At 46.8% G+C, this 23,624-nt stretch carries 23 protein-coding genes; 1 reads left to right on the forward strand and 22 read right to left on the reverse strand.

Annotated elements, in window-relative coordinates:
* Positions 1-25: 25 nt before the first annotated feature.
* Genes BN6465_RS17590 through BN6465_RS17600 form a run of 3 tightly spaced genes read right to left on the reverse strand, consistent with a single transcriptional unit; the run spans position 26 to position 3,034 of the window.
* Positions 26-1,219 carry an ABC-2 transporter permease gene (locus tag BN6465_RS17590; protein WP_066737643.1) on the reverse strand — a complete coding sequence of 398 codons (1,194 nt, stop codon included), beginning with the start codon at positions 1,217-1,219 and terminating at the stop codon, positions 26-28.
* Complete coding sequence (locus BN6465_RS17595; protein ID WP_066737644.1) at positions 1,206-2,123, reverse strand: ABC transporter ATP-binding protein; 918 nt, start codon at positions 2,121-2,123, stop codon at positions 1,206-1,208. The genes BN6465_RS17590 and BN6465_RS17595 overlap by 14 nt, the downstream gene beginning before the upstream one ends.
* On the reverse strand, positions 2,120-3,034 hold the full coding sequence (locus tag BN6465_RS17600) for an ABC transporter ATP-binding protein (RefSeq protein ID WP_066737646.1): 915 nt from the start codon (positions 3,032-3,034) through the stop codon (positions 2,120-2,122). Before BN6465_RS17600 ends, BN6465_RS17595 begins: the two co-directional genes overlap by 4 nt.
* 120 nt (positions 3,035-3,154) lie before the next feature.
* Between BN6465_RS17600 and BN6465_RS17605 the strand changes: the two genes are divergently transcribed.
* A complete protein-coding gene (locus BN6465_RS17605) occupies positions 3,155-3,736 on the forward strand; it encodes a TetR/AcrR family transcriptional regulator (protein ID WP_066737648.1) in 582 nt (193 codons plus the stop codon).
* Between the two features lie 59 nt (positions 3,737-3,795).
* On the opposite strand, the gene BN6465_RS17610 is transcribed toward BN6465_RS17605, so the two are convergent.
* The 19 genes from BN6465_RS17610 to BN6465_RS17700 form a co-directional block, all read right to left on the reverse strand.
* Positions 3,796-4,947 (reverse strand): amidohydrolase family protein, encoded by a 1,152-nt coding sequence (locus tag BN6465_RS17610; protein WP_066737650.1) that lies wholly within the window; start codon positions 4,945-4,947, stop codon positions 3,796-3,798.
* Positions 4,947-6,062, reverse strand: a complete 1,116-nt coding sequence (locus BN6465_RS17615; protein WP_066737652.1) for an amidohydrolase family protein — start codon at positions 6,060-6,062, stop codon at positions 4,947-4,949. The genes BN6465_RS17610 and BN6465_RS17615 overlap by 1 nt, the downstream gene beginning before the upstream one ends.
* A 56-nt stretch (positions 6,063-6,118) precedes the next feature.
* Positions 6,119-7,816 carry a peptide ABC transporter substrate-binding protein gene (locus BN6465_RS17620; RefSeq protein ID WP_066737654.1) on the reverse strand — a complete coding sequence of 566 codons (1,698 nt, stop codon included), beginning with the start codon at positions 7,814-7,816 and terminating at the stop codon, positions 6,119-6,121.
* Positions 7,817-7,874: 58 nt separating this feature from the next.
* Complete coding sequence (locus BN6465_RS17625) at positions 7,875-8,849, reverse strand: ABC transporter ATP-binding protein (protein WP_066737655.1); 975 nt, start codon at positions 8,847-8,849, stop codon at positions 7,875-7,877.
* A 1-nt stretch (position 8,850) separates the two neighbouring features.
* On the reverse strand, positions 8,851-9,882 hold the full coding sequence (locus BN6465_RS17630; RefSeq protein ID WP_066737656.1) for an ABC transporter ATP-binding protein: 1,032 nt from the start codon (positions 9,880-9,882) through the stop codon (positions 8,851-8,853).
* 12 nt (positions 9,883-9,894) lie between these two features.
* Positions 9,895-10,845: an ABC transporter permease gene (locus tag BN6465_RS17635; protein ID WP_227183500.1), complete on the reverse strand. Its 951-nt coding sequence runs from the start codon at positions 10,843-10,845 to the stop codon at positions 9,895-9,897.
* 23 nt (positions 10,846-10,868) lie between these two features.
* The gene (locus tag BN6465_RS17640; protein ID WP_066737657.1) at positions 10,869-11,804 is read right to left on the reverse strand and encodes an ABC transporter permease; all 936 of its coding nucleotides are present in this window, start codon (positions 11,802-11,804) and stop codon (positions 10,869-10,871) included.
* Between the two features lie 23 nt (positions 11,805-11,827).
* A complete protein-coding gene (locus BN6465_RS17645; protein ID WP_066737658.1) occupies positions 11,828-12,508 on the reverse strand; it encodes a GntR family transcriptional regulator in 681 nt (226 codons plus the stop codon).
* 203 nt (positions 12,509-12,711) lie between these two features.
* Entirely contained in the window at positions 12,712-12,948 is a 237-nt protein-coding gene (locus BN6465_RS17650) for a DUF3343 domain-containing protein (RefSeq protein WP_066737660.1), read from the reverse strand.
* Positions 12,948-13,151, reverse strand: a complete 204-nt coding sequence (locus BN6465_RS17655) for a sulfurtransferase TusA family protein (RefSeq protein ID WP_066737662.1) — start codon at positions 13,149-13,151, stop codon at positions 12,948-12,950. The genes BN6465_RS17650 and BN6465_RS17655 overlap by 1 nt, the downstream gene beginning before the upstream one ends.
* A gap of 144 nt (positions 13,152-13,295) precedes the next feature.
* Entirely contained in the window at positions 13,296-14,393 is a 1,098-nt protein-coding gene (yedE, locus tag BN6465_RS17660; RefSeq protein ID WP_066737664.1) for a YedE family putative selenium transporter, read from the reverse strand.
* 39 nt (positions 14,394-14,432) lie between these two features.
* Positions 14,433-15,572: an aminotransferase class V-fold PLP-dependent enzyme gene (locus BN6465_RS17665; RefSeq protein ID WP_082891767.1), complete on the reverse strand. Its 1,140-nt coding sequence runs from the start codon at positions 15,570-15,572 to the stop codon at positions 14,433-14,435.
* 179 nt (positions 15,573-15,751) lie between these two features.
* Positions 15,752-16,255 carry a hypothetical protein gene (locus BN6465_RS17670; RefSeq protein WP_066737668.1) on the reverse strand — a complete coding sequence of 168 codons (504 nt, stop codon included), beginning with the start codon at positions 16,253-16,255 and terminating at the stop codon, positions 15,752-15,754.
* A gap of 16 nt (positions 16,256-16,271) precedes the next feature.
* Positions 16,272-17,183 carry a selenium metabolism-associated LysR family transcriptional regulator gene (locus BN6465_RS17675; RefSeq protein WP_066737670.1) on the reverse strand — a complete coding sequence of 304 codons (912 nt, stop codon included), beginning with the start codon at positions 17,181-17,183 and terminating at the stop codon, positions 16,272-16,274.
* Positions 17,180-19,096 (reverse strand): selenocysteine-specific translation elongation factor, encoded by a 1,917-nt coding sequence (selB, locus tag BN6465_RS17680; RefSeq protein ID WP_066737672.1) that lies wholly within the window; start codon positions 19,094-19,096, stop codon positions 17,180-17,182. Before selB ends, BN6465_RS17675 begins: the two co-directional genes overlap by 4 nt.
* 17 nt (positions 19,097-19,113) lie before the next feature.
* On the reverse strand, positions 19,114-20,541 hold the full coding sequence (selA, locus tag BN6465_RS17685) for an L-seryl-tRNA(Sec) selenium transferase (RefSeq protein ID WP_066737674.1): 1,428 nt from the start codon (positions 20,539-20,541) through the stop codon (positions 19,114-19,116).
* A 63-nt stretch (positions 20,542-20,604) separates the two neighbouring features.
* Positions 20,605-21,654, reverse strand: a complete 1,050-nt coding sequence (selD, locus tag BN6465_RS17690; RefSeq protein WP_082891768.1) for a selenide, water dikinase SelD — start codon at positions 21,652-21,654, stop codon at positions 20,605-20,607.
* 24 nt (positions 21,655-21,678) lie between these two features.
* Positions 21,679-22,287 (reverse strand): sulfurtransferase-like selenium metabolism protein YedF, encoded by a 609-nt coding sequence (yedF, locus tag BN6465_RS17695; protein ID WP_066737676.1) that lies wholly within the window; start codon positions 22,285-22,287, stop codon positions 21,679-21,681.
* Between the two features lie 134 nt (positions 22,288-22,421).
* Entirely contained in the window at positions 22,422-23,444 is a 1,023-nt protein-coding gene (locus BN6465_RS17700; RefSeq protein ID WP_066737678.1) for a CPBP family intramembrane glutamic endopeptidase, read from the reverse strand.
* Positions 23,445-23,624: the final 180 nt, after the last annotated feature.

A 23,624-nucleotide genomic window follows, 5' to 3' on the forward strand; every position in this document is an offset into this window, starting at 1 on the left:
CACGTGCCACTGTCTCCCAATATCATTATAAAGGCAAATCCTTCTTCTGAAAACGGATTGCCCCGGCAACATAGCAAATAACCGCGATTGCCGCAAGTATGCCCAGTTTCCATATAAACGCAGTATTCAGCGAATCTGTACCCACCGTACTGATAGATTCAATATCGTACAGCCCAATCAGCGTAAGTCTATTAAAGATTCCCAGTGCCTCGACACCCATACCGGAGTCTACCATATTCTTCGAGCCAAACATTCCCATCAAGGAGGCTATAAAGAACCATACCGAAAGCCCGCCCCCAAATGCCATCGCCTTCTTGCTCTGATTAAATATACAATTTCCCAAATAACAAATACCGGCTATCGCCTCCAATAAAATATACATTCCCACATACAATACGATAATTTCTAACACATCGGCCTCTCCAAAGATTACAAAGGTGGAGATAATTCTTGCGGCACAGGTCACGGTCAGAATTAAAAATGGAGCGATGAGCAGAAACGCCGCCTGTGTGATGACCACCGCAGAACGCCTTGTCGGAGTAGAAAGCACATACGCCATGGAGCCTTGGTCCACTTGATCCACCAGCAGCGAATTGGACGCAAACACAATGAACAGAAGCATTGGCAGAATCGCCATCACCGTAAAATGCATTTGGTCCAGCATAGATGTCATATCCATCTCACTCATATTTTCAACAAGGTCAGCCGGAACTCCCATCACTTCAAACATCGTATTCATCATATCCTCTATATCCAGCTCCTCGCCGCTAAAGCAGCCTTTTACCTGCCCAAGCGCATAGGTATATTCGAATTGATGCACGTAAGTATCCAAAGAAATATCCGATTGCTTCAACTCTGCCGCCGCCTGCTCAAGCCCTTCTACACTCAACTCCATATCCGCCTGCTGGTTCATCAATTCGAAAGCCGCTTCATATTGGGATTTGTCAGAAGCCTTCTCGAAATCATCATAGGACAATGCAGTCTGGGCCATGTCATTATAAGAAGCCATTACATACAGATATGAATAAAACTCCTGCTGTGCATCGGTCACATCTGCACTTGACTTGTCGGCGCCTATCATACTCTTGGCAAAATTAGTGACGACACACATCAAAATCATAATGACAAGTATAGCCACTACCAAGACATAATTTGATTTCACATTCTGCTTCATCAAAGTTCCCGAAAAAAACCTCGTTTCCTTCTTAACATTTCCCATTTTTATTGGCTCCTTTCTGATAAACCTGCATAAAATACTGTTCTAAGCTCAAATGTTCTTCCCGCAGAGAAGACACCTGATAATCTTTTAATATATGGAATAAGTGGCTTGTTTCTTCGACAGGCATTTCAACGGTACAGCAAAGCTGCGCCTCTTTTTTCCCTATCACAAACCTAAATGCCTCGGTGAATCTGGCAAGTTCCTCCTTAGAAGAGAAATAAATACGGAATGTTTTTGTCTTCCAATGCCGGAGCTGCCAAAGCTCCAGAGTGTCCACAATATGACCGTCTTTAATCATCGCTACACGGTCACACACTTCTTCTATCTCTTCAAAGATATGGCTGGACATAAAAATAGTACGCCCCTTTTCCTTCTCCTCTCTTACCAGATTCAAAAAGGCGTCCCGCATGAGCGGATCCAGTCCGGTTGTGGGTTCATCCATCACAAGAATTTCTTTGTCCGCCATCAGCGCTGCCACGATAGCCGTTTTCTGCTTCATCCCCTTTGACATGCGTTTCAAATTGGCAGTCGGATCAAGTTGAAGCAGCTCAATGACATGATTCATGTAGGAGAAATCAGTTACACCCTGATATTCTGCCTGCAGCTTCAGGAAATCTGTACCGGAAGCCAGCGAAGGAAATGCGATTTCTCCCGGAATGTAGCTGACATACTGCATAATCTTTGTGGCATTCTTCCATGAGTCGTATCCCAGCACGGACGACTGTCCCTTATCCGGCCGTACAAATCCCATTATCTGCCGAATCGTCGTCGTCTTCCCGGAGCCATTAGTGCCCACATACCCGAACACTTCTCCACGGTGGACATCTAAATCCACATCAAAAATCCCCCGCCCTTTTCCATAATCCTTCGTTAGCTGATTTATCTTAATGACCGTATCCGTCATCTTTTCACCCCCTCAAACACTTTGTCTTCCTTATAGAACTGCATGAAATAACTCTCCAGTGTAAAAGAAAATTCATGAAAATCGATAACGTTGAGGCTGGTAATATCAGAAATAAATTGATTAATCTGGCTGTCATCCACATGGACGCGCGCACGGTTCTTTTTCGGGTTCTTGGATGCGAACTGATAAGGAAGAGACACGAATTTATAATATGACTCTTCATCACCGAACGTAACCCGGTAAATCCGATTGCTGTGCTCCTTCAAATCTTTTGCGATAAATTCCGATACCACCCGCCCGTCCTTAATAATCGCAATCCGGTCGCAGGTGGCGTCTACTTCATGAAAAATATGGGAAGACAAGAAAATTGTCTTTCCCCGTTCCTTTTCCGAGACGATATAGTCGATAAATGTTTGCTGCATAATCGGATCCAGACCGGATGTAGGCTCATCCAAAATCAAAATATCGGGGTCGTGCATAAAAGCGGTGACAACAGCAAGCTTCCGCTTTACGCCCAGACTCATTTCCTTCGTATGGATATTCGGGTCAAGTTCGAACCGCTCCAGCAGCATCTTACAATACGCATCGTTTCGAATCCCCCGCATCCTCTCCATCATTTTCAAAAACTGTGTACCTGTAATATCTGACGGAAGCGCGATTTCTCCCGGTAAATATCCTATACTGTTCTGCAGGCTTGCCGCAAAACGCCAACTGTCTTTCCCTAATATACTGGTTTTCCCCTTCTGCGGCTTCGAAAATCCCATCAGATGGCGGATTGTCGTCGTTTTCCCCGCGCCGTTAGGCCCGAGAAAACCGTAACATTCGCCTTTATTCACGGAAATAGACACATCAAAAACACCTCTTCCATGTCCATAATCCTTAGTAAGATGCTCTACATCAATAATCGGCAAATAAATCCCTCCTTACTTATACTTGCAAAATCCAACAACCTGTTGTATTGTAAGTATATATGAGGCGTTTTGAATTATCAACCAACAATAATAGTGACTTTGTCGGATTACGGGGGGACTATGAAAAAATCAGAAATTACGACCAAAACAAGAGACAAGCTCATTGATTCCTTTTGGACAATCTATTGCGAAAAAGGAATCCACAAGACGACCGTGGGGGCCGTCACAAAATCAGCCGGTTATAACCGCGGGACTTTTTATGAGTATTTTACCGATATATATGATTTGCTTGAGAAGCTGGAAGAAAAATTACTTGAGGACTTGAAAGTACAGATAGCCCAGCAGTTCAAATCGGGATTGCCCAAAAGTTTCGCTGATTTTTCAAACACATTTTCCTATGTATTCTCACTGTATGGGGATAAGCTCTATGTTCTGTTAAGCGCGCAGGGCGACCCGCATTTTGCCGCAAAACTCCAAAAAGAACTGCGCCCCACGCTGCTTTCCATTACTGGGCTATCGAAGGATGACCCCTATTTAGATTATTTGACTGCCTTTGGGTTCTCGGCTATGTTAGGTTTGGTAGGACATTGGTATGAAAATAAAAAAGAAATGAGCATAGAAGAGCTATTCCGGCTGTTGCAGACTTTAGTCGCGACTGGTATTTTAGGCTACACGGGAAAAAAACCTTTCGAAGAGAAATGAACCACTGGTGATACTGGCAAAACTGAAAAAAGGCAGGTGGAATTCCTGCCTTCTTTCGTCTAGGATTTCTCATAAACAATCTTTCCGTCAATGATTGTACACTGAACCTCAGCGTCCGTATCCAATCCTAATTTTCCTTTTACCAGAATGATATCTGCGTCTTTCCCTATCTCAAGGCTTCCGATTCTCTCCTCCGCACCAATAATTCTGGCCGGATTGATGGTCACCATGCGCATAGCCCGTTTTTGGGAAAGACCTTCCCGGACGGCCTCTCCGATGTGGTGGTAAAGGGATTCCTCGCTCAATATAGGAGAATCCGTGATAATCGCCACATTGACACCTCTATCATCCAAAAGTTTGACTGCCTCTACATCTATTTTTCTCCGTTCCCCCGGACAGCGGTATGTGGCAATGGGTCCGTAACATACGTCACAGCCGCTCTCCACGATTTCATCCAGATAATCCGTCGCTCCCCACGCATGTTCCAGTGAAAAATGAACGCCGAATGCCGTAGCCACTTCAATAGCCGTCAACATATCATACTGCGTACAGTGAATTTTGCAGGGAATCTCTCCTTTTAATGCCGGTATGATTCCTTCCATATCTGCATCATATGCCGGATTTTTTCCGCTTTCCTTGTCCTCCAGATACTGCTTAGCTTTCCGGAATGTCTCCCAGAGAACTTGCGCCACGCCCATTCTTGTCATTGGCAGCCTTTTCATATCACCATATGTATTTTTCGGGTTGCCCCCCAGCGCAATTTTCACTGCACAAGGAGCCTTCAGCGTCATATCAAAAATATTGTCGCCATAAGTTTTTGCCGCGAATGCCTGCCCGCAAAAAACATTTCCACTTCCCGGCGTAATCAGGAGTGTGGTAATACCGTTTCGGTAACATACTTCAAATTCTCTGGCCTTCGGGTTCACTCCGTATCTGGCATCCACTCCCGCCGTCACAGGGTCTGTCATTTCATTGGCGTCATCTACCGAAGCGCTGGCGTTAAAGTCAAACAGCCCGATATGAGTATGTGCGTCAACAAGCCCTGGCATAACATAATAACTCGATGCATCTATAATCTTTGCCCCGTCATCATCAAGGGAATCCGCTATCGCTTTAATCTTACCGTCCTCGATAAGGATATCCCCTTTCCGATAGTCTTCGTCTTCGGCCATCGTACACAGTATTCCATTCTTAATCAAGATACGCTCCATCAGAAAATCACCTCCCCATTTATGATGCTGTGGCGCACCCGCGCCGCATATGAAGTGACAGGATGTGCCGTAAATACAGAGATGTCCGCATCCTTCCCTTCCTCCAATGTCCCAAGCCTATCATCGACTCCAAGCATTTTTGCCGGATTCGCAGTCATCATCTTGACAATCTCCTCCGCCGGAACTCCGGCACGGTAGACCTCAATCGCATTCCACAAGAATACCTCACGCCCTTCCGAACTTCCTCCGTTTGTGTTTGAAAAGGCGATTAGGTTTCCGTTGTCCACCAATTCCCGTATACGAGAAATATCCATCCTATTCTTGGCAATCTGAGACATATTATTGATATTGCCCAGAATCAAACCTGCTTTGCTCCTCTTCATCTCCTCGATACAGTCAGAGAAACAAAAGGCCTCCGTAAGGCACATCTGTATCTTCTCCTCCGCAAACATATGAAGAATCCCGTCAATTTCTCCTTTTGTATTTGCAGCGACAAAGACCGGCATTTTCTTTTCCTCAAAAACATCACAGATTACCTGCTGTGCCGTACTTCTTTCTTCTGGCCCAGTCGTCTTTGCCCCACGGATTGCTTCTTTCATGAGATAGAAAATCCCCATTCTTGTCTTGGGAATCTGCTTCCGCTCCCCATATGTCCTCTTCACATCTTCTGTGACACTACACTTTAAGGCGGCGCCGTCCTTTACCGTCCGTTCACTCATCTTAGCAGGAGCCGTTTTATAGACCGCAATCTGCCCACCCATGACATTGGTATTTCCCGGGGTGAGCCCGACGGCAGTGATTCCACTTTTATAGAATTCTTGGGCATTCACCTCGTCAGGATCGATGCTGTACCGGATATTCATCTCCGGTGTAATTGGATTGGTAGCTTCGTTATGATCCATATATCTGCCCGGAATACCCATGGCGCCGATAACGGAATGGGGATCAATAAATCCAGGGAATACATGACATCCCGTCACATTGATTACCTCGGCTCCTTCTTCGCTTAGCTGTTCGCCAATCTTTTTAATCTTCCCTCCCTCTGTCAGAATGTCCATCTGCTTCGGGATACTTCCGTCACCGGCATGAAGGATGCCGTTTTTTATTAAATACATTTTTCCCCTCCATATACAAAGGCAATCTTTACGATTGCCTTCGTTTTTACTGCTGTTTACTTGTCGACAGACACGTTTGACCAGTCTGTGTTGCCATTTGTTGAGATATAGTAGCCATTCACATACTTTTTGATGAAGCTTGAAGATTTCAACTGATATACCGGTGAGAGCACAGCATTCTTAACAAGCAGCTCTTCTGCCTGAAGATAAATGTCTGCCAGCTTCTGCTGATCCGTTTCCATCTTAGCCTGATTCAAAAGCTCTGTGAATTTCTTTCCGTCGTCATTCTTCCATCCAGTCTTATTTGCATTAAAATATCCCTGCTCCGGTTCAAAAATAGACATGAGTCCGCTCGGCTCGTTATAGTATGGTCCCCAGCCTGACTGTGCGATTTCATAGTCTCCTTCTTCAATCTTATCCCACATGATATTCCACTCCATCATGTCTATCTGGATATTAATGCCAAGAGTCTCCTCCCATGACTGCTTCATGTACTCTCCGATTTTCTTAGAAAGCTCATCCGTTCCACGGGTCGCATAACGCAGAGTTACTTTTGACGTATCCGTATCTTTACCGAGCTCTGCCAAGCCTTCTTCAAAAAGTTTCTTCGGATCTGGATTTTCATCCTTGAGTGTCTTGACAAATTGATTCTTTCCGTCGACCAATTCCACGTATGTCTTGTCGCCTACCATGGTTGTATCTGGAATCATGGCCTCGTTTACAACGGCATTGCCGTTAAAAATAGTTTCCACAAAATTCTCACGATCAAAACCAATTGTTAATGCCTGACGGATTTTTGTATTCTGCAGATATTCATTTCCTAAATTGAACATATAGAATTCTGTGTTACTTGCCGGAACTGAAAATGTTTCAGAGTCTCCTGCCGCCTCAATCTGTTTTGCCCAGTTGTCGTCCTGCGTCCCGGTAAGGTCTAATTCGCCATTCAAGTATGCCTGAACTGCAGTTGCATTATCCTGAATAACCTTATAGTTAATTTTATCTAATTTAGTATTTTCAGCATTCCAGAAATTTTCGTTCTTCTTCAGAACCATCTCCGTATTCTGGTTCCAGCTCTCTACTACAAACGGACCACTGTAAAGTGTCTTTTCCGGACTGACTCCATAATCCTTTCCCCATTCTTCGTACTTATCCTGACGTACCGGATACAAGCTGCATATAAGTTCTGGGAAATAAGCCGCCGGGTGAATAATTTTAATTTCTAATGTAGAATCGTCTATTGCCTTCACGCCGATTGCCTGCGGATCTCCTCCGTTATAAAGCGCTTCCGTGAACCCTTCAATCATTCCGTCATACAGCCATGCATTGGTAGCCGCCACTGCAGGATCCGCCATCAGTTTCAGCGTATACTCAAAATCTTTAGCCGTTAACGGTACTCCGTCATTCCATTTGGCTTCCTTGCGAATCTTAAAGGTATAAGTCATTCCGTCTTCACTTACCTCAAAACTCTCTGCGCTCGCAGGCCCAACTTCATTGGTATTGTTCTCTGCCGTCCGGTTTCTGAGAAGCGGTTCCTGCACCATGCCATGCGCGGCATTATCCGGCGCCGTCGTATTTAATATGGGATTCAGGCCTACTACAACAGAGTTGTATGAATAGTTAAGTACCTGTTCGCCTCCCTTTCCACTTTTACCGCCCTCTGACTTTCCACTGTCCTTTCCTCCGCAAGCCGTAAGTGAACCCGTCACCATAACAGCCGCCATCAACACTGCAAGAATTCTTGTTCTTCCTTTCATATGCGTCCTCCTTCTTCTATATTAACGGTTCCCTACCGCCAATATGCTCTGTCGTCTCTTACTCTCCAATTTCCTCAACCCGATGACACGCCACAAAATGTTCCGGTTCAACCTCCCGAAGTCCGGGTGTTTCATGTGTACATGCCTCTGTGGCATATTTGCATCTCGCCGCAAACCGGCAGCCCGGTTTTGGATTGATGGGGCTTGGTATCTCGCCCTCCAGCGGAATTCTCCTTTTCTGCTTCTCTTCCTTAGGATCCGGTATAGGAATCGAAGACATCAACGCCTTCGTGTACGGGTGAAGTGGTCTGTCATACAGCACATCACTGGTCGCGAATTCTACCATATTTCCCAGATACATAACTCCTACACGGTCTGAAATATGCTTCACCATGGATAAATCATGGGCAATAAAGAGATAAGTCAGATTCTTCTTCTCCTGAAGTTCAATCAATAGATTGACCACCTGCGCTTGGATGGAAACATCCAGCGCGGAGATTGGTTCATCACACACGATGAACTCCGGCTCTATCGCCAGCGCCCGTGCGATTCCGATACGCTGCCGCTGCCCGCCTGAAAATTCATGGGGAAATCTCAAAGAATGCTCTTTATTAAGACCGACCAAATCAAGAAGCTCCAGTATTTTTTCCTTCCGCTCCTCCCCCTTATATAATCCGTGAATATCAATCCCTTCCCCGATGATATCCGCCACCGTCATACGTGGATTCAGGGAAGAGTACGGATCCTGAAAGATAATTTGCGCCCGTCTTGTAAATTCTTTCTTCTCCTTCTTATTCAGCCCATGGATATCAACACCGTCAAAAAACACTTGGCCTCCGGTGGCCGGATAGAGACCCATGACTGTCTTCCCGCATGTAGTTTTGCCGCATCCCGACTCACCTACAAGTCCCAGTGTCTCGCCTTTATAAATCTTAAAATTTACCCCGTCTACCGCTTTGAGTATTTGTTTTTTACCCACTTTGAAATACTTTTTCAAATCTCTTACTTCAATCAACGTCTGTTTTTCAGCCATCTTATCTGTTCCCCCTTACCATATTCTCAGGGAGGCCGCTGTGGTCTGCCTTCGGATGATGCAGCCAGCAGGAACACTCCTGCGTCTCGCTGAACTTCACTGTCTCCGGGTACTTATTTCTGCATATACGCATCCCGTACTCACATCTCGGCGCAAACGCACATCCTGTGGGGGGATGAATCAAATCTGGAGGGGTACCCTTAAGTGAATATAAGGTTTCCTTGTTGTTTGTATGTATTTTGGGTACTGAACTTAAAAGAGCCCTCGTATACGGATGTGTGGACTGATAGAAAATTTCATCCACGCTTCCCCTCTCTACAATCTTCCCTGCATACATGACCTGAATCCGGTCCGCCACGCTGGCGACCACCCCTAAATCATGAGTGACAAGAATCACCGCCATGTTAAGCTCCTTCTGCAATTCCCCGATCAAGTCCATTATCTGCGCCTGAATCGTCACATCGAGGGCTGTCGTCGGTTCATCCGCAATCAGTATCTCCGGCCTGCACGCAAGCGCCACCGCAATCATAGCTCTCTGGCGCATCCCACCGGAAAATTCAAAGGGATATTGCTTCAACCTCTGCGCAGCATTCGGAATCTTTACCATCTCCAGCATCTCAAGCGCTTTTTTCAGAGCATCTGCTTTACTTATTTCATTGTGTATTAAAATACTCTCCGCAATCTGTTCACCTATTCTCATGGTCGGGTTGAGAGATGTCATCGGATCCTGAAAAATCATGGATATTTTGCTCCCTCTGATCGCGGTCATCTCATTTTCTGATTTCTTCAGAAGATCCTCTCCGTTAAAAAGTATCTCCGCACCTTCTGAGCCGCCAATCTCTGTCTGCTCCATAGGAAGCAGTCCCATAATAGCCTTAGATGTAACGGTCTTTCCACATCCAGACTCTCCAACAATGGCCAGCGTCTCTCCTTTGTTAAGATAAAAATCCACTCCACGCACAGCATGGGATGTTCCCGCATAGGTGTGGAACGAAACGCTCAGATTCCGAACCTCTAATATCTTTTCATCCATTCTTTCGTCCTCCTATTTCCTAAGCTTCGGGTCTAATGCGTCCGATAATCCGTCTCCAATCAAGTGGAAGGAGAGAATCGTAAGTACAATCATAACGCAGGGGAAAAACAATTGGTGCGGATAAAACATCAGCTGCATCTGTCCGGAAGAAGCCAAGGCTCCCCAGCTCGTCTCCGGCGGCCTTACCCCCAGTCCTATATAACTCAAAAATGCCTCACTGAATATAAATCCGGGAACTGCCATCGTGATATCTACCATGATAATTCCCATCGTGTTCGGCAACAGGTGTTTTAAAATAATACGTCCGGTGGAAGCTCCCAGCGCTCTCGCCGCCTGTACATAATCCTGCTCCTTGAGCTGAAGAATCTGGCCACGCACCATACGGGTGGTCCCCACCCAGGCCGTAAGGCTCATGGCAAAAATCAGGGAAAAGGTACTCCTTCCCAGTACAACGGACAAAATAACTACTACGATCAAGTAAGGCAGATTCCCCAGGAATTCACAAAATCTCATAATAAGGTCATCCACCAGTCCCCCTTTCAAACCTGCGAGCGCCCCCAAGAGAGAACCGATGACGAACATAACGAGTGTACAACACAGGCCGATGTATATGGACACACGGCCGCCCACACAGACGCGGGTAAACAAATCTCTTCCCATATCATCTGTGCCGAACCAGTGCTCCTTACTGGGCAGCTGATTCTTCATTCCAGATTCAATCTTTTGATAATTCTGCCCTGAGACCATCGGGCCCACAAACAGCAGAAGGACAACTAATATTAATAAGACAAGTCCAAATATAGCCAATTTGTTTGAACGGAATCTTCTCCACACGTCCGCCCAGTATGTAAGGGACTTTTCTCCAATGTCTTCTCCCGACAGCCCTTCGGTACCTATACGCTCGAACTGATCGTCTAGCTGGTCGTTCTCCTGCGGAAGAGTTCTTTTTTCTACCATCTCCATAATAAAACCCTCTCACCCTTTCTCTATTTGCTGCCTTTTGCGACACGAATTCTCGGATCCACAATCCCGTACAAAATATCTACAAGTATCAACGCTCCTACAAACAACATAGCAAAGAAAATCGTCAGCCCGATGATCATCGTATAATCATTGTCAGAAACGGCTTTAACATAATAAAATCCAAGTCCCGGAATGGCGAACATCTTCTCTATTACGAATGATCCGGCAAAGATTCCCGATAACGCCGGTCCCACCATCGTAACAATCGGTATCAAAGAATTTCGCAGAACGTGTTTGCGCAATGTCCTGCGGCTCGTACATCCCTTCGCCTTAGCTGTCACAATATAATCCTCTCCGATTACCCCAAGTGTGCTGCTACGCATATATTTTGTGTAGGAGGCAATTCCACCCAGTGCGTATGCCGCTACAGGTAATACATAATTCGTCCACTGTCCCCACCCGAACACAGGAACAAGTTTCCACTTAAAGGCAAGAAAATATTGCAGCACTGCCGCGAACACAAAGCTCGGCACACAGATTGCCAGTACCACCAGCACCCGGATTACATGATCCGCCGCCTTACCTCTTTTCAGAGCTGACACAAGTCCAAGCGAAAGACCGATAGATACCTGAAATACAAGCGCAATCAACCCTATTTTAGCCGATACCATTGTGTTTTCTTTGATAACATCATTTGCAGTCTTCCCCGTGTAGATAATGGATTCTCCAAAATCCCCCTTTGTAACCAGATTTTTCATGTAGAGGGCATACCTCTGGAACAATGGCTTATCGAGTCCATACTTGGCACTGATTATTTCCTGTGCCTGTTCCGGCATCTGGCCTACTTTCGCTGCTATGGGATCTCCCGGCGCACCTGCGACAAGAAAAAATGTGGCCGTAGCAATCAGAAACAGGGTCAGTATTCCAAACGCCAACCTCTTCCCCAAAAATTTGAGCATTCTCTCTTCCTCCTTCGTTTTCTTTAATTGCTCTGGGATTGTTCCTTTATGTACAACGTCTCCGGAACAACCATATAATGTTCGCTAACAGCTTCTACTACCTTATCTACACCTGCATCCTTTTTCAAAAGATCCAGTATATACTGGTGATTGATTGCCAAATAATCATATGGCATCAGCTCTTCGGTATTCATCGTGTAATAAGTCGCCGCATTAGCACCTCCCAATGATTTCCACATCTGATACAATTTTTCACAGCCTGCCTCTTCTACCATTGCATCATGGAATCTTTCGTCCGCTTCAACAATATCGAACAACGATTTCTTTTCTGCCGCCTCTGCTATGTCATCGACTGCCTTCTGGAGCTTATTAATTCCTGCCGTGCTCATCCTTGCCGAATAAATCTTAACCGCCAGCCCTTCTAACGTAGAACGTATTAAATAAAGTTCCTGCATGTCACGGTGGGACAGCAGCCTTACCACACATCCCTTGTGAGCCTCATAAGTAATCAGCCCTTCCTCTTCTATCTGCCTAAGCGCCTCACGGATAGGGCCTCTGCTTACCTGAAGCATCTCCGACACATCGGCCTCCACGATTCGTTCTCCCGGTTTGATTTCGCCAGAGAATATTTTCTTCCTGAGCACTTCTACGACCTGCTCTCTGATTGTTGTTTTCACTATCGCCGGTTTCTTTCTTTTTTCCATAAATTGGTCTCCTGTCTGTCTTTCATTGAGCACTTTCACTAATTAAAGTATATCAATATGATTGTTGATTGTCAATTGTCAACAATTTACAATTATTACCATTCTACTGCGCACACATTTAATAAGAAGAAAAAAATACGCCAACTGTCATTTTAACAGTTGACGTATTTTGTGTTGTTCACCTTTACTCTTATAACTCGAGGCTATACCATGCACTCATGCATTTCCTCTTCTTCGATTCCCACACTCTGCATCACTTTTTTGAGTGCATCTCTGCACTCTAAATCCGCGCACCACGAAAGTCCGCAGCCGGCAGATATGGCCCTCGGCACGGGTATCAGTCTCCCCGATGCCCCTTGTTCTTTACACGCTTTCTCCATCGCCATAGCATCCGCCGTGGTGTGAAATGTTACTATCAGTTTTAACTCTTTCTTTCTCATTATTCAATCACAATTTCAAATTCAGAGCCCTTCTCCGTCGAGGTCGCCTTTTTTCCGTGGTCTTTCGCATATTTTTCCACATTCGTCTTCTGGTGCGGCTCGCTGACCAGCACTTTAATCGGTCCGTCCGTCTCCTTCAACGCTGCTGCCGTCATCATAAGCGGTTCTGGACAGGAAAGTCCTCTTGCATCTACTTCCTTCATGTTATTTACCTTCTTTCCTAAAATACCACAAACGCAGAAAAGGAAGCGGCGCACAGCGCCATTTACTTTTCAAGTGGTGGCTTTCCGGTATAATAATTATACCATAATTTTTATGTAATATCCACGCAATCCTCTATCCTTGTCTTACTTCGCCGCTTCTCTCTTGTTCGTAAATGCGATGACAAAGCAGACAACGATGCAGATGATTACGGCTACTTTTCCGTTCGGTGTCGCCGCTCCCATCACCAATTCCTGTGTCTCTGCGTTCATGGCTGTTCCGCTGGACGCAAGTCCCAGATTATGGCACAGCGCCGCTCCAAAGAAGAGTCCCAGCACAGTCACTGCCGCGTCTGATGAACCCTGTCCGGCCAGAACAAGCTGGCGCAGAGGGCATCCTCCGGCCAATACCGCTGCAAACCCAACAGCATACATACCAAGAATATTCCAAAGATGCTGGGAATGAGCGATGATTCCCGGTGTGTTAAAGCCTACTACAAACTTTCCGGTCGCGATGTTGAAGATCAACATGACAACAAACAAGCCTCCGATTACGGTAAGCAGATCAAAGTTTTTCATCAATACAACGTCACGGATGCTTCCCGCGAAGCACATCCTTGATTTCTGCGCGAAAATACCAAAAATGAGTCCTCCCAGCAATGCGATGATAATTGGCGCATGTACGCTTCCCGGTCCGGCCTCGCTGGATTTCAGCAGAGTAGTGCATACCGCCAGAATTAAAATGCCTGCCATAAGAATCGGAAGTATTGTCCCGTTGGTCTTATTCGTCTCATGCGCCCTGCCAAGGCTGAAGCCTTTTTTCAGCGCAAACGCCCCGGTAGCTACACCAAGAATAAATCCAATCAACGCCACATATGCATTCAAATCTCCGGCCGCCATACGCAGAATCATACGCAGCGGGCATCCTAAGAATACCAGTGAGCCAATCATGATGACGATTCCCAGTATAAAACGTATCATCGGCGAGGAGCCTGCCGTTGAACGGTATTCCTTGGTTGCCACCGAAATCACAAATGAGCCTAAAATGATGCCGATGATTTCCGGCCTTGCGTACTGCACTACCTCTGCCTGATGCATGCCCAGCGCTCCTGCCGTGTCACGCACGAAACAGGCGATGCAGATTGCCATGTTGGCCGGATTGCCGAAATATGCCAGCGCCGCCGCCACAAGGCCGCACACCGCGCCCGCAATGGCCAGTTTTTTCTTTGAGTCTGATAAATTCATGTCTGTCCCTCCTACAACTTTCTCTCTTGCCGCGGACAATTATTCTTCTTCCGCAAGTTCCTTCACCGCGCGAATGGCGGTGTCAATTTCCTCTTCTGTGTTAAAATGCGAAAAGCTGAATCTCACGGCCCCCTGCTCTACCGTTCCAAGAGCCTCGTGCATCAACGGCGCACAGTGCGCACCCGGACGGGTAGATATATCATATGTCATAAGCAGCTCATCGCTGACTTCAGAAGAGTCGTAATCACGGATATTTAATGTCACAATAGGGCATCGCTCTTTTCCGGAAAAGTCCCCGTAGACCTTTACTCCCGGAATCGCCTTTACACCCTCATAAAATCTCCACATCAATGCCTGTTCACATGCGCGGATGCTGTCAATTCCTTCTTCTGCCAAGTATTCCAGCGCCGCGTGAAGCCCGGCAATACCATGGCCGTTCAAGGTTCCCGCCTCCAAGGCAGTGGGCATCTCGCTGGGATGGGTCTTACTGTAAGTCTGTACTCCGCTTCCCCCGCTTTTCAGCGGTCTGACCGCCAGCCCTTCCCGCACATACAGTCCCCCGGTCCCCTGCGGGCCCAGAAGTCCCTTGTGCCCGGTAAAGCACAAAATATCAATTCCATCCGCCTGCACATCGATGGGGAATACCCCCGCGGTCTGGGACGCATCCACAACAAAAAGAACCCCATGCCGGTGGGCAATCTCCCCCACCTTCCTGATGTCCACCAGATTCCCGGTAAGATTCGAGCCGTGAGTACAGACGACCGCCTTCGTGTTCTCACGTATTTCCTTCTCTATATCATCATAGTCTATCGTTCCCTGCGGATTGCTCTTCACAATGGAAAGCTCCACGCCTTTGTCCTGCATCTCATAGAGCGGGCGCAGCACAGAATTATGCTCCAGCATCGTAGTGACCGCGTGGTCTCCCGGCTCCAGAATCCCTTTGATTGCCGTGTTCAGGCTTTCCGTGGAATTACTTGTAAATACAATCTGCTTTGGATTCTCCGCATGAAAAAATCCCGCCAGCTTCTCCCTCGTATCGTATATTATTCTGGACGCTCCAAGAGAGGCCGCATGCGCGCCCCTTCCCGCATTTCCCATAGAGCAGAGCGCCTCTGCCACCGCTTTTGCAACCGACTCCGGCTTGTGCATGGTGGTTGCCGCATTATCCATATAAATCATAGTATCCCCTTCTGTCTTATCTTTATCGTTAAACATAGTTTTGTCAATTCATGGTAATTTAAGTATAACCATTTCCAGAAAATGAGTCTAATCGAAAAGAACAATAGAAAATCTTATTTATAGATTTTCTCAATAAGTGACAGCATTAGAAAGGAGGGTGTGCTTGACACCCTCCTTTGTTAGAACGTAGTTAAGACCAGTTTATTAATCTTACCGTCTGCCACCTCAGCCCTGCCTTCCAGTTTTTGCTCACTTCCGTCAACATCCAATATGACCTGAAATTTGTAATAATCATTGTCCTTTTCTATATTAGTTTCCAATACCTCACATGTTTCACATTCAGAATGTAAGCCGGAAATATAAGAAAATATCTTTTGTTCAAAATTTTCTAATCCATGGGCATCCAGATATTTTCCGTACACCTTTGAAAATTCTGCCTCTGCCTTTTCTGCTTTTTCGAGAGATTCTTTTTGTGTTTTTTCATCCACTCCCTCACCTATAATGGTCGCAGATTCCATAAGCAGCTCATTCAGTTTGATGTTTTCTTCGGATTTTGTCAACGCAGTATTCAGAAATTCTTTTATCATTTTTTCGTCCTTATCCTTTGGACGAAGGAAAACAAACGCGGCACAGACAATCACGCACACTGCTATCACTAGATATATCCACTTTTTATTTTTCATACTCATCTCCTCCGTTTTATCTCACAGGGGCGCCGTACATATCCCGCACTAATTTCAAAAACCGTTGTGCAGACGGTGAAAGTTGGAAATTTTTATTGTATACCAGATTGAGATTCCTGCTTTTATTTTCAGACGGCATAGGGAATTCCAGTACGCTTCCCGCCTTGATTTCCTCCAATGCCGCAAGCTTGGATATCACGGTAATACCAATGCCGGTTTTCACCGACTTTTTAATCGCCTCGGTGCTCTCCATGCTGGCCACCACGTTCAATCCGTCCACAGTGAGGCCGCAGTTTTTCAGCAGCTTCTCTGCCTCTTTCCTTGTACCCGAACCCTCTTCACGCATGATGATCGGCTCCTCGGTCATCCACAAAAGTGAATTCTCCTGCGAGAGAATCTTTTGGTATCTCTCTGTATTTGGCATGAGAACAACCAATTCATCCTGATAAAAAGGCACGTATTTGCAGTGTTTCTTGTCGAGAACCGTACCGGTGAACCCGATTTCCACCATATGGGACGCAACCTTATCCACCACTTGCTGGCTGTCCGCCTCCAGCATCTTAAACTGTTCCCCCGGATACTGCCTGCTGAATCTGGCTAGTATCTCAGGAAGTATGTACTGCGCCGGAATGGTGGACGCCGCTATGGTAATGCATTTCACATCTTTCTTTCCGTTCTCAAGAAAGACGTCTACAATCTTTTCCTCCAACTCAATCATCTGCTTTGCGTATTCATACAACAGTCTGCCGTCCTCAGACAGATTGACTTCTTTTGTGTTTCTCACAAACAGCCTGACATTCAGTTCCTTCTCCAGAGAGGATATATGCGCACTCACGGTGGGCTGTGTGAGATACAATTCTCTGGCCGCCTTGGAAAAGCTTCCGCCGTCTGCCACATATACAAATGCTTCCAGTTGTTTTAAATTCATAAGTAAGATACCCTTTCGCTCTCTGCTCCTGTCTTTTTGGTAACTTTGATACTATCCATGTATTCCAGAATGGGCTTTGCGCTCTTTCTGCTGGTAGAGAACATATCCCTTACCTGAGCGATGGTGATGACCGGCTCTGTCTTCAAATGGCCGGTAATTTTCTCTTTTGCCTGCTCCATAAGAGACGCCAATGTAAACATCTCCTCGTTAATCCGTATGACCCTGCCCTCGTCAATCATCATAAGCACCACATCTTCTGCGGTCTCCTTGGGAATCTTGCCCAGCTCAATTTCTGAGAATCTCACGAAATCATAAGACGCTCCGGTAAAGGCCTCCGTAAGCAGCTTCTCCGTCTTCAAGAAAAGCTCATCTCTAGGCACGGTAAATTCCGGCAGATAAAGATATTCTTCCCGCCGTCCGTAAACGCCCTCTTCCGCCATACGCTCTACATAAGCATCGAATACAATGGGCTTCACCTTCTTCAAAAAGGTGTTGTGAATCTCCGCCTTCTTCATACCATAGCGGTATGGGTGCAGCTTATGATAATCGCCCAGCTTCTCTAATATTTTCTGGCGTACCGCGAATTCGCTGTCCCTATGCCACAGATACACGTCCTTCTTCATCGGGAATTCATAGACAGTTCCGGCCGTCTTAAGCTCGTCCAGATATTCTGTCAGCTCTTCCGGCGAGTGGGCCATGATTTTCGCAAGCTCTGTGAGCGTCACCATGGTCTCTCCATGCTCTTTGATATTCAGCTCCATGACATCCGCCAGCGAGCCGGACTCTTTTCTTTGCAGCTCCTCGATGGAAGTCTCGTCGAACCGCTTCTTTCTCTTCGGATTCGGCTCCAGCACCACGCCTCCGCCGATGGTTTCCAGCGGGGAATAGAAACGTACGACAAATTTGTCCCCCCGTTTTAGGGCAATCTCTTCTTCCAGCCTGAGCTGCACAAGCCCGCTCTCTCCCGGCCCGATTTCTTCTTTGTCGAGCAGCACGGCACGGCATAGAATCTCACTTGTACCTGTATAAAAATGAAGCCGTTCGTGGTTGGTCACGATACGCATGGATGAATCCAGCACATTGAGCTTCACATCCAGAAGCTCGGTGTTTTTCATACTGTTCTTCGGCGCCAGAACACAGCCTCGCTTGATTTCCTTTTTCTTTACGTTGGACAGGTTGATAGCCACCCTCTGTCCGGCATAACACACGTCCTGACTCTGCCCGTGCACTTGTATACTGCGGATTTTGCACTCTTTCCCGATAGGGTACATCTCCAGTACATCTTCCTTGGTAATCTTGCCGGAAATCAAAGTACCGGTAATGATTGTCCCAAATCCGGACAGTGTAAACACGCGGTCAATGGGGAGACGGGGTATGGTCTGGATGTCCTTTTCTTCCAGTTCATCCCTTGTCAGCCGTTCAATGGTATCCTTCAGTTCGTCCAGCCCCTGCCCCGTGGCGGCAGACACCTTGACTACCGGCGCGTTTTCCAAAAAGGTTCCCTTCAGCTCGTCCTGCACTTCTTCTTCCACAAGCTCCAGCCACTCTTCGTCCACCAAATCGCACTTGTTGAGGACGAGGATACTCTTTTCAATCCCCAGTATTCCGAGGATGTCCATATGCTCTCTTGTCTGCGGCATGATTCCCTCATCCGCCGCGACCACCAGCATAACGAGGTCCATACCTACCACACCAGCCACCATATTGTTGATGAACTTTTCATGTCCCGGCACATCGATGATTCCTACCCTGTCCCCGCTCTTCAAATCAAAATAGGTAAAACCGAGGTCGATGGTGATTCCCCGTCTCTGCTCTTCTTCCCAGCGGTCGGTGTTGCGTCCTGTCAGCGCCTTGATCAACGTTGTTTTTCCATGGTCTATATGACCTGCTGTTCCGATAATTATATTTTTCATAAGCTAAAATCTTCCTTTTATATTTGCTGTATCAGGCAGGTTTCTTCGCATACTTCCAATTCCTTCAACATATCTGCGGCCATGCGGAACCATCTGGATTCCACCGTCCTCACATCCAGATAGATGGTGTCGTTGGCCGTCCTCGGAATCATCGGAACCGGCAGGTGGCGCATCCGCTCCTCCAGCTCTGCCACACTGATTTTCTCCGGCTTCAGTGTGACCGCCATACTCCGAATCCGCTCCAACGGAAGAGAGCCTCCTCCAATCTGGGACTCGCATTCTTCCAAGCCGATTTCCGCAGCGATACCTGCATTTTTCAAAATTCTCCGGAAAGAACGCGCCCGCTTTTCTACCTCTTCAAATGGCTCGGTGATCATACGCAGTACCGGAATATTTTCTATGGCCTTTTCCTCCGACAGATACTCCATCAGTACGAGTTCCAGCGCCGCCGCCGTAAACTTATCAATTCTCAGCGCGCGTGTCAGCTGGTTCTTCTTCATCTGGTCAATATATTTTTTCTTTCCGATGATGATGCCCGCCTGCGGCCCGCCCAGCAGTTTGTCCCCGCTGAAGCAGACAACATCCGCACCTTTTTCAATAGAATTCTGCACCGTCGGCTCATAAGTAATTCCGTATTTGCTCAAGTCGATCAGCACACCGCTTCCTAAATCCTCGATAATAGGAATCTCATGCTCCTTGGCAAGTGGCACTAAATCGTCTATCGTGACTGTATCCGTAAACCCTACAATCCGATAGTTGCTTGTGTGTACCTTCAGAAGTGCTTTTGTCTCCTCCGTGATAGCCTCTTCATAATCAGCATAGTGCGTCTTATTGGTAGTGCCCACTTCAACAAGGGAGGCGCCGCTTTGCTCCATCACATCGGGTATACGGAACTTGCCGCCAATTTCCACCAGCTCCCCGCGTGATACAATGACTTCGCCCCCTTTTGCCATGGAGCTTAAGATGAGCATGACAGCCGCCGCGTTGTTGTTTACCGCCATGGCCGCCTCTGCCCCGGTTATTTTACAGAGCAGCTCTTCAAAATGAGAGTACCGTTCTCCTCGCTTTCCCGCCTCCAGATTATATTCCAGATTAGAGTAACCGCTCACCAGCCCCATCAGGCGCTTCATATGTTCCTGACTTATGGGCGCTCGTCCAAGATTGGTGTGAAGTATGGTTCCCGTTCCGTTGATTACCATCTTCATATTCGGCGTGTGCATCTTTGCCGCCCGCAGCTCTATGCGGCTCACCAAAAGCGCAATCTGCTGCTTCGCTTTCTCCTCATCCTCACAGGTTCCGATAAATGCCCGCAGATGGCCGAGCTCCTCTCGGATGGCTTCCATCACCGAATCCCTGCCATAATGTTCAATCATTTCCTGAACCGCTTCCTCTTCCAGAAGGATATCCACCTTTGGAATGCTGCGGTATAATAAATTCTTATTCATTTTCATCCTCTTAAAATTCTTCATTTTCCCGTACTATCAGCGCATACAGGTATATCCGCCTGCTTATGGATGCAGGCGGATTAATTTGTCACTCTTTGGGGACACATATCCAATTATCGAAACTTTCGTGTCCAATTCTTTCTTTTCAAATGCTTCCATGACCGCCGGTGCGCACTGTGCAGGCACGGACAACAGCAGTCCGCCCGAAGTCTGCGGGTCGTAGAGCAGGTCTATAAAATGCTCCTCCACGCCGCCCATGTCTACCTTGTCTTCTGAGTAGCCTCTGTTCTTGTAAGCCCCCGCAGGAACCAGCCCCATCTTTGCGTAGGCGGCAGCCTTCTCAAGATAGGCAATATCATTTACCTTCAACTCAAAGGTCACCTCGCTGGCCTCCGCCATTTCGACGCAGTGTCCGAGAAGTCCAAAACCGGTTATGTCGGTGCAGGCATTTACTTCAAAATCGTCCACCACTTCTTTTGCTTTTTTATTCAACGAGGCCATCACGGTGGTCGCTTCTTTTATCGCCGCCTCGGAGGCCATCTCGGCCTTCACCGCCGTATTTACAATACCGGTTCCCACCTGTTTTGTGAGAATCAGTACATCCCCCGGCTTACAGCCATAATTCTTAAATATCTTATCCGGGTGAACAAAACCGGAGACGCACAACCCGTATTTCGGCTCGTCATCCTGCACGGAATGTCCGCCCACAAGAACTGCTCCCGCCTCTTTCACTTTATCTGCGCCCCCCGCCAGAATCTCTCCCAGTATAGAAGGATCCAGACAGTTGGGAAATCCGACAATATTAAGTGCAATCTTAGGCTCTCCTCCCATGGCGTACACATCGCTCAGGGAATTGGCCGCCGCTATCTGACCAAACATATAGGGGTCATCGACAATTGGAGTGAAGAAGTCGACTGTCTGAATCATAGCGATATCGTCGGTCACTTTATAGATTGCGGCATCATCGGAAGTCTCGATTCCAACCAGAAGGTTGTCATCCTCGAACTTCGGTAACTTACCCAGCACCTGGGCAAGGGTCTCAGGACCTATTTTGGCCGCTCACCCCGAAGTCTTTGACATTTGGGTCAGCTTTATGTCTTTCTTTGTACTCATCTCGCTTACTCCTGTTGATTTATTTTATGGACGGATAATCTTGTCTGCCTGTGCCATCGTCTCCACGATACTGTACATATTGGTGACAGCGCCTACTGCCAGCTTGTCCTTCAGCTGGTAATAGTCGAGGCAAGTTCCACAGGTGAGAATCTCAACCCCCTGTGCTTCCATCTCTTTTAAGTCTTTGAGTGAATCGGAGCCCTCGGTCGTAAGCGTGGCCCCGCCATTGTAGAACAGGATTGCTTTTGGCAGTGTATCAAGCTGGCTTACAGCGTAGATAAAGCCTTTTATCAATACCTTGCCCAGTTCCTCATTCCCTTCTCCCATGCGGTCTGAAGCGATGACAACTACGGTATTATTGCCCGCCGGCGCGCATGCGCACGCCTCTTCCTCCGCCTCTGCCGTAGTCACGCCTCCCTTTACAGAGATTACTACTTTGTATGCTTTTTCACCCGTCTGCTCGGAAGTTACTTCTCCTCCGGAAGCCGCAGCCATCTTGGAAACATTCTGTACGGCAATCTCGTTGTCCACCAGAACCTCTATGACCTCCGGTCCCGTCAAAGCCTGCATTGCTTTCTTGGTCTTAATCACCGGTGTAGGGCATGCATCTCCCATCGCATTAACTGTTATCATTTTCTTTTCCACCTTTCTGTCTTTTTCTTAAGTCAATTTCCCCTTGCCCGGATACGCCGGGCGCTTCTTCACTTATAGAAATATTCTATCACTGTTTTCGTGGAAGGTAAACAAAAATTTCCATTTCGTAACTATTAACCCTTTGTTTTTTGTTTTCGAAAATAGCTGCTTGCCAGAAAACAGCCGAATATAATGCCGTTTACAACCAGCAGCATGGCCACCTCTTGCCAGCCCAGCATCTGCTTCTGGTTCTCCGTATAGTTTTCTGCCAATGCCACCATATTATTGTTAAGGTAATGAATGATGACAGGCACCCATATATTTTCTGTTTTCATATAAGTATACGCCATGAAAATACCGAGGGTAACGCAGGTAATAATCTGGCCCGCCAGCGAAGTCACTCCATATTCAGGGGTACTGTAGTAGAAAAAATTGAGCGGAGAATGCCACACTCCCCACAACAGGCCTAAGAGAAGCACCCCTTTCACCAAGCCGAACCGTTTCTGCAGTAATGGCTGCAGATAGTACCGCCATCCGTATTCCTCTCCAAAAAAGGGAAGGAAAGCAACAAAAAAATTCACGAACAAGGAAAGCATATTAGCGAACGAAAAAACTCCTCCAAAGGAATCTTTTACATCCAGTATCTCACCCTGCAGTGCATAAATCAGAGCCAGACGCAGAACGTAGAGCACGATGAATAGTACAACGCAGAACACGGATGTATTCCCGTTCTTTTTATTAAGGCCGTATGCCCGCCTGCTTTCCCTGCCCGCCTCCAGCAAAATCATTAACCATGAGAGCAGGCTGCCGAGCATGAGTATACTATTCAATCCCGTCTTCCAACCGTCCGACGGAAGAAATATGCTCAATATAGCCGCTAAAATAACAATACCCGTAATGATAAGGTACGAGAGAAAGAATCGTTTGGGAAGCAATTTATCTCCCTTCCTTGTCAATAAATAGGCCACCATAACTCCCGCCGCCGGATAGAACATCTGAGCCAGCGGAATGATGCCGGTATCTATATTTCTCTTATAGCCATACCACAACAGTACCCCCATTATAAAAGTAACCCCATATGCGATGGCTGCAAAAATCATTAATTGCTTTTTCTCTGTACTAGTAAATTTGGGGTGTGTCTTATCAAATGTATTCATGCTTTTCCCTCCACCTTCTAATCATCTAATAACCTTTTGACCCTGATGTCTACGGATTTCTCCGCACTTCGTGCTCCCGAAATCCTAAAAACATTCGAAATCCGCCCTAATCGGGCTACTTTCTCATGTTTTACGGGTCCCAAAGTCATCCAATCGCATGCAAGCATGCATTGTATAACT

The organism is Bariatricus massiliensis, assembly GCF_900086725.1.
Classification (GTDB): Bacteria; Bacillota; Clostridia; order Lachnospirales; family Lachnospiraceae; genus Allocoprococcus; species Allocoprococcus massiliensis.

What these genes read in the sequence shown, in the direction of transcription:
- BN6465_RS17590 (WP_066737643.1), bottom strand. Translation starts at nt 1,219, where the DNA reads ATGGGAAATGTTAAGAAGGAAACGAGGTTTTTTTCGGGAACTTTGATG.
- BN6465_RS17595 (WP_066737644.1), bottom strand. Translation starts at nt 2,123, where the DNA reads ATGACGGATACGGTCATTAAGATAAATCAGCTAACGAAGGATTATGGA.
- BN6465_RS17605 (WP_066737648.1), top strand. Translation starts at nt 3,155, where the DNA reads ATGAAAAAATCAGAAATTACGACCAAAACAAGAGACAAGCTCATTGAT.
- BN6465_RS17610 (WP_066737650.1), bottom strand. Translation starts at nt 4,947, where the DNA reads ATGGAGCGTATCTTGATTAAGAATGGAATACTGTGTACGATGGCCGAA.
- BN6465_RS17615 (WP_066737652.1), bottom strand. Translation starts at nt 6,062, where the DNA reads ATGTATTTAATAAAAAACGGCATCCTTCATGCCGGTGACGGAAGTATC.
- BN6465_RS17620 (WP_066737654.1), bottom strand. Translation starts at nt 7,816, where the DNA reads ATGAAAGGAAGAACAAGAATTCTTGCAGTGTTGATGGCGGCTGTTATG.
- BN6465_RS17625 (WP_066737655.1), bottom strand. Translation starts at nt 8,849, where the DNA reads ATGGCTGAAAAACAGACGTTGATTGAAGTAAGAGATTTGAAAAAGTAT.
- BN6465_RS17630 (WP_066737656.1), bottom strand. Translation starts at nt 9,882, where the DNA reads ATGGATGAAAAGATATTAGAGGTTCGGAATCTGAGCGTTTCGTTCCAC.
- BN6465_RS17635 (WP_227183500.1), bottom strand. Translation starts at nt 10,845, where the DNA reads ATGGAGATGGTAGAAAAAAGAACTCTTCCGCAGGAGAACGACCAGCTA.
- BN6465_RS17640 (WP_066737657.1), bottom strand. Translation starts at nt 11,804, where the DNA reads ATGCTCAAATTTTTGGGGAAGAGGTTGGCGTTTGGAATACTGACCCTG.
- BN6465_RS17645 (WP_066737658.1), bottom strand. Translation starts at nt 12,508, where the DNA reads ATGGAAAAAAGAAAGAAACCGGCGATAGTGAAAACAACAATCAGAGAG.
- BN6465_RS17650 (WP_066737660.1), bottom strand. Translation starts at nt 12,948, where the DNA reads ATGAGAAAGAAAGAGTTAAAACTGATAGTAACATTTCACACCACGGCG.
- BN6465_RS17655 (WP_066737662.1), bottom strand. Translation starts at nt 13,151, where the DNA reads ATGAAGGAAGTAGATGCAAGAGGACTTTCCTGTCCAGAACCGCTTATG.
- yedE (WP_066737664.1), bottom strand. Translation starts at nt 14,393, where the DNA reads ATGAATTTATCAGACTCAAAGAAAAAACTGGCCATTGCGGGCGCGGTG.
- BN6465_RS17665 (WP_082891767.1), bottom strand. Translation starts at nt 15,572, where the DNA reads ATGATTTATATGGATAATGCGGCAACCACCATGCACAAGCCGGAGTCG.
- BN6465_RS17670 (WP_066737668.1), bottom strand. Translation starts at nt 16,255, where the DNA reads ATGAAAAATAAAAAGTGGATATATCTAGTGATAGCAGTGTGCGTGATT.
- BN6465_RS17675 (WP_066737670.1), bottom strand. Translation starts at nt 17,183, where the DNA reads ATGAATTTAAAACAACTGGAAGCATTTGTATATGTGGCAGACGGCGGA.
- selB (WP_066737672.1), bottom strand. Translation starts at nt 19,096, where the DNA reads ATGAAAAATATAATTATCGGAACAGCAGGTCATATAGACCATGGAAAA.
- selA (WP_066737674.1), bottom strand. Translation starts at nt 20,541, where the DNA reads ATGAATAAGAATTTATTATACCGCAGCATTCCAAAGGTGGATATCCTT.
- yedF (WP_066737676.1), bottom strand. Translation starts at nt 22,287, where the DNA reads ATGATAACAGTTAATGCGATGGGAGATGCATGCCCTACACCGGTGATT.
- BN6465_RS17700 (WP_066737678.1), bottom strand. Translation starts at nt 23,444, where the DNA reads ATGAATACATTTGATAAGACACACCCCAAATTTACTAGTACAGAGAAA.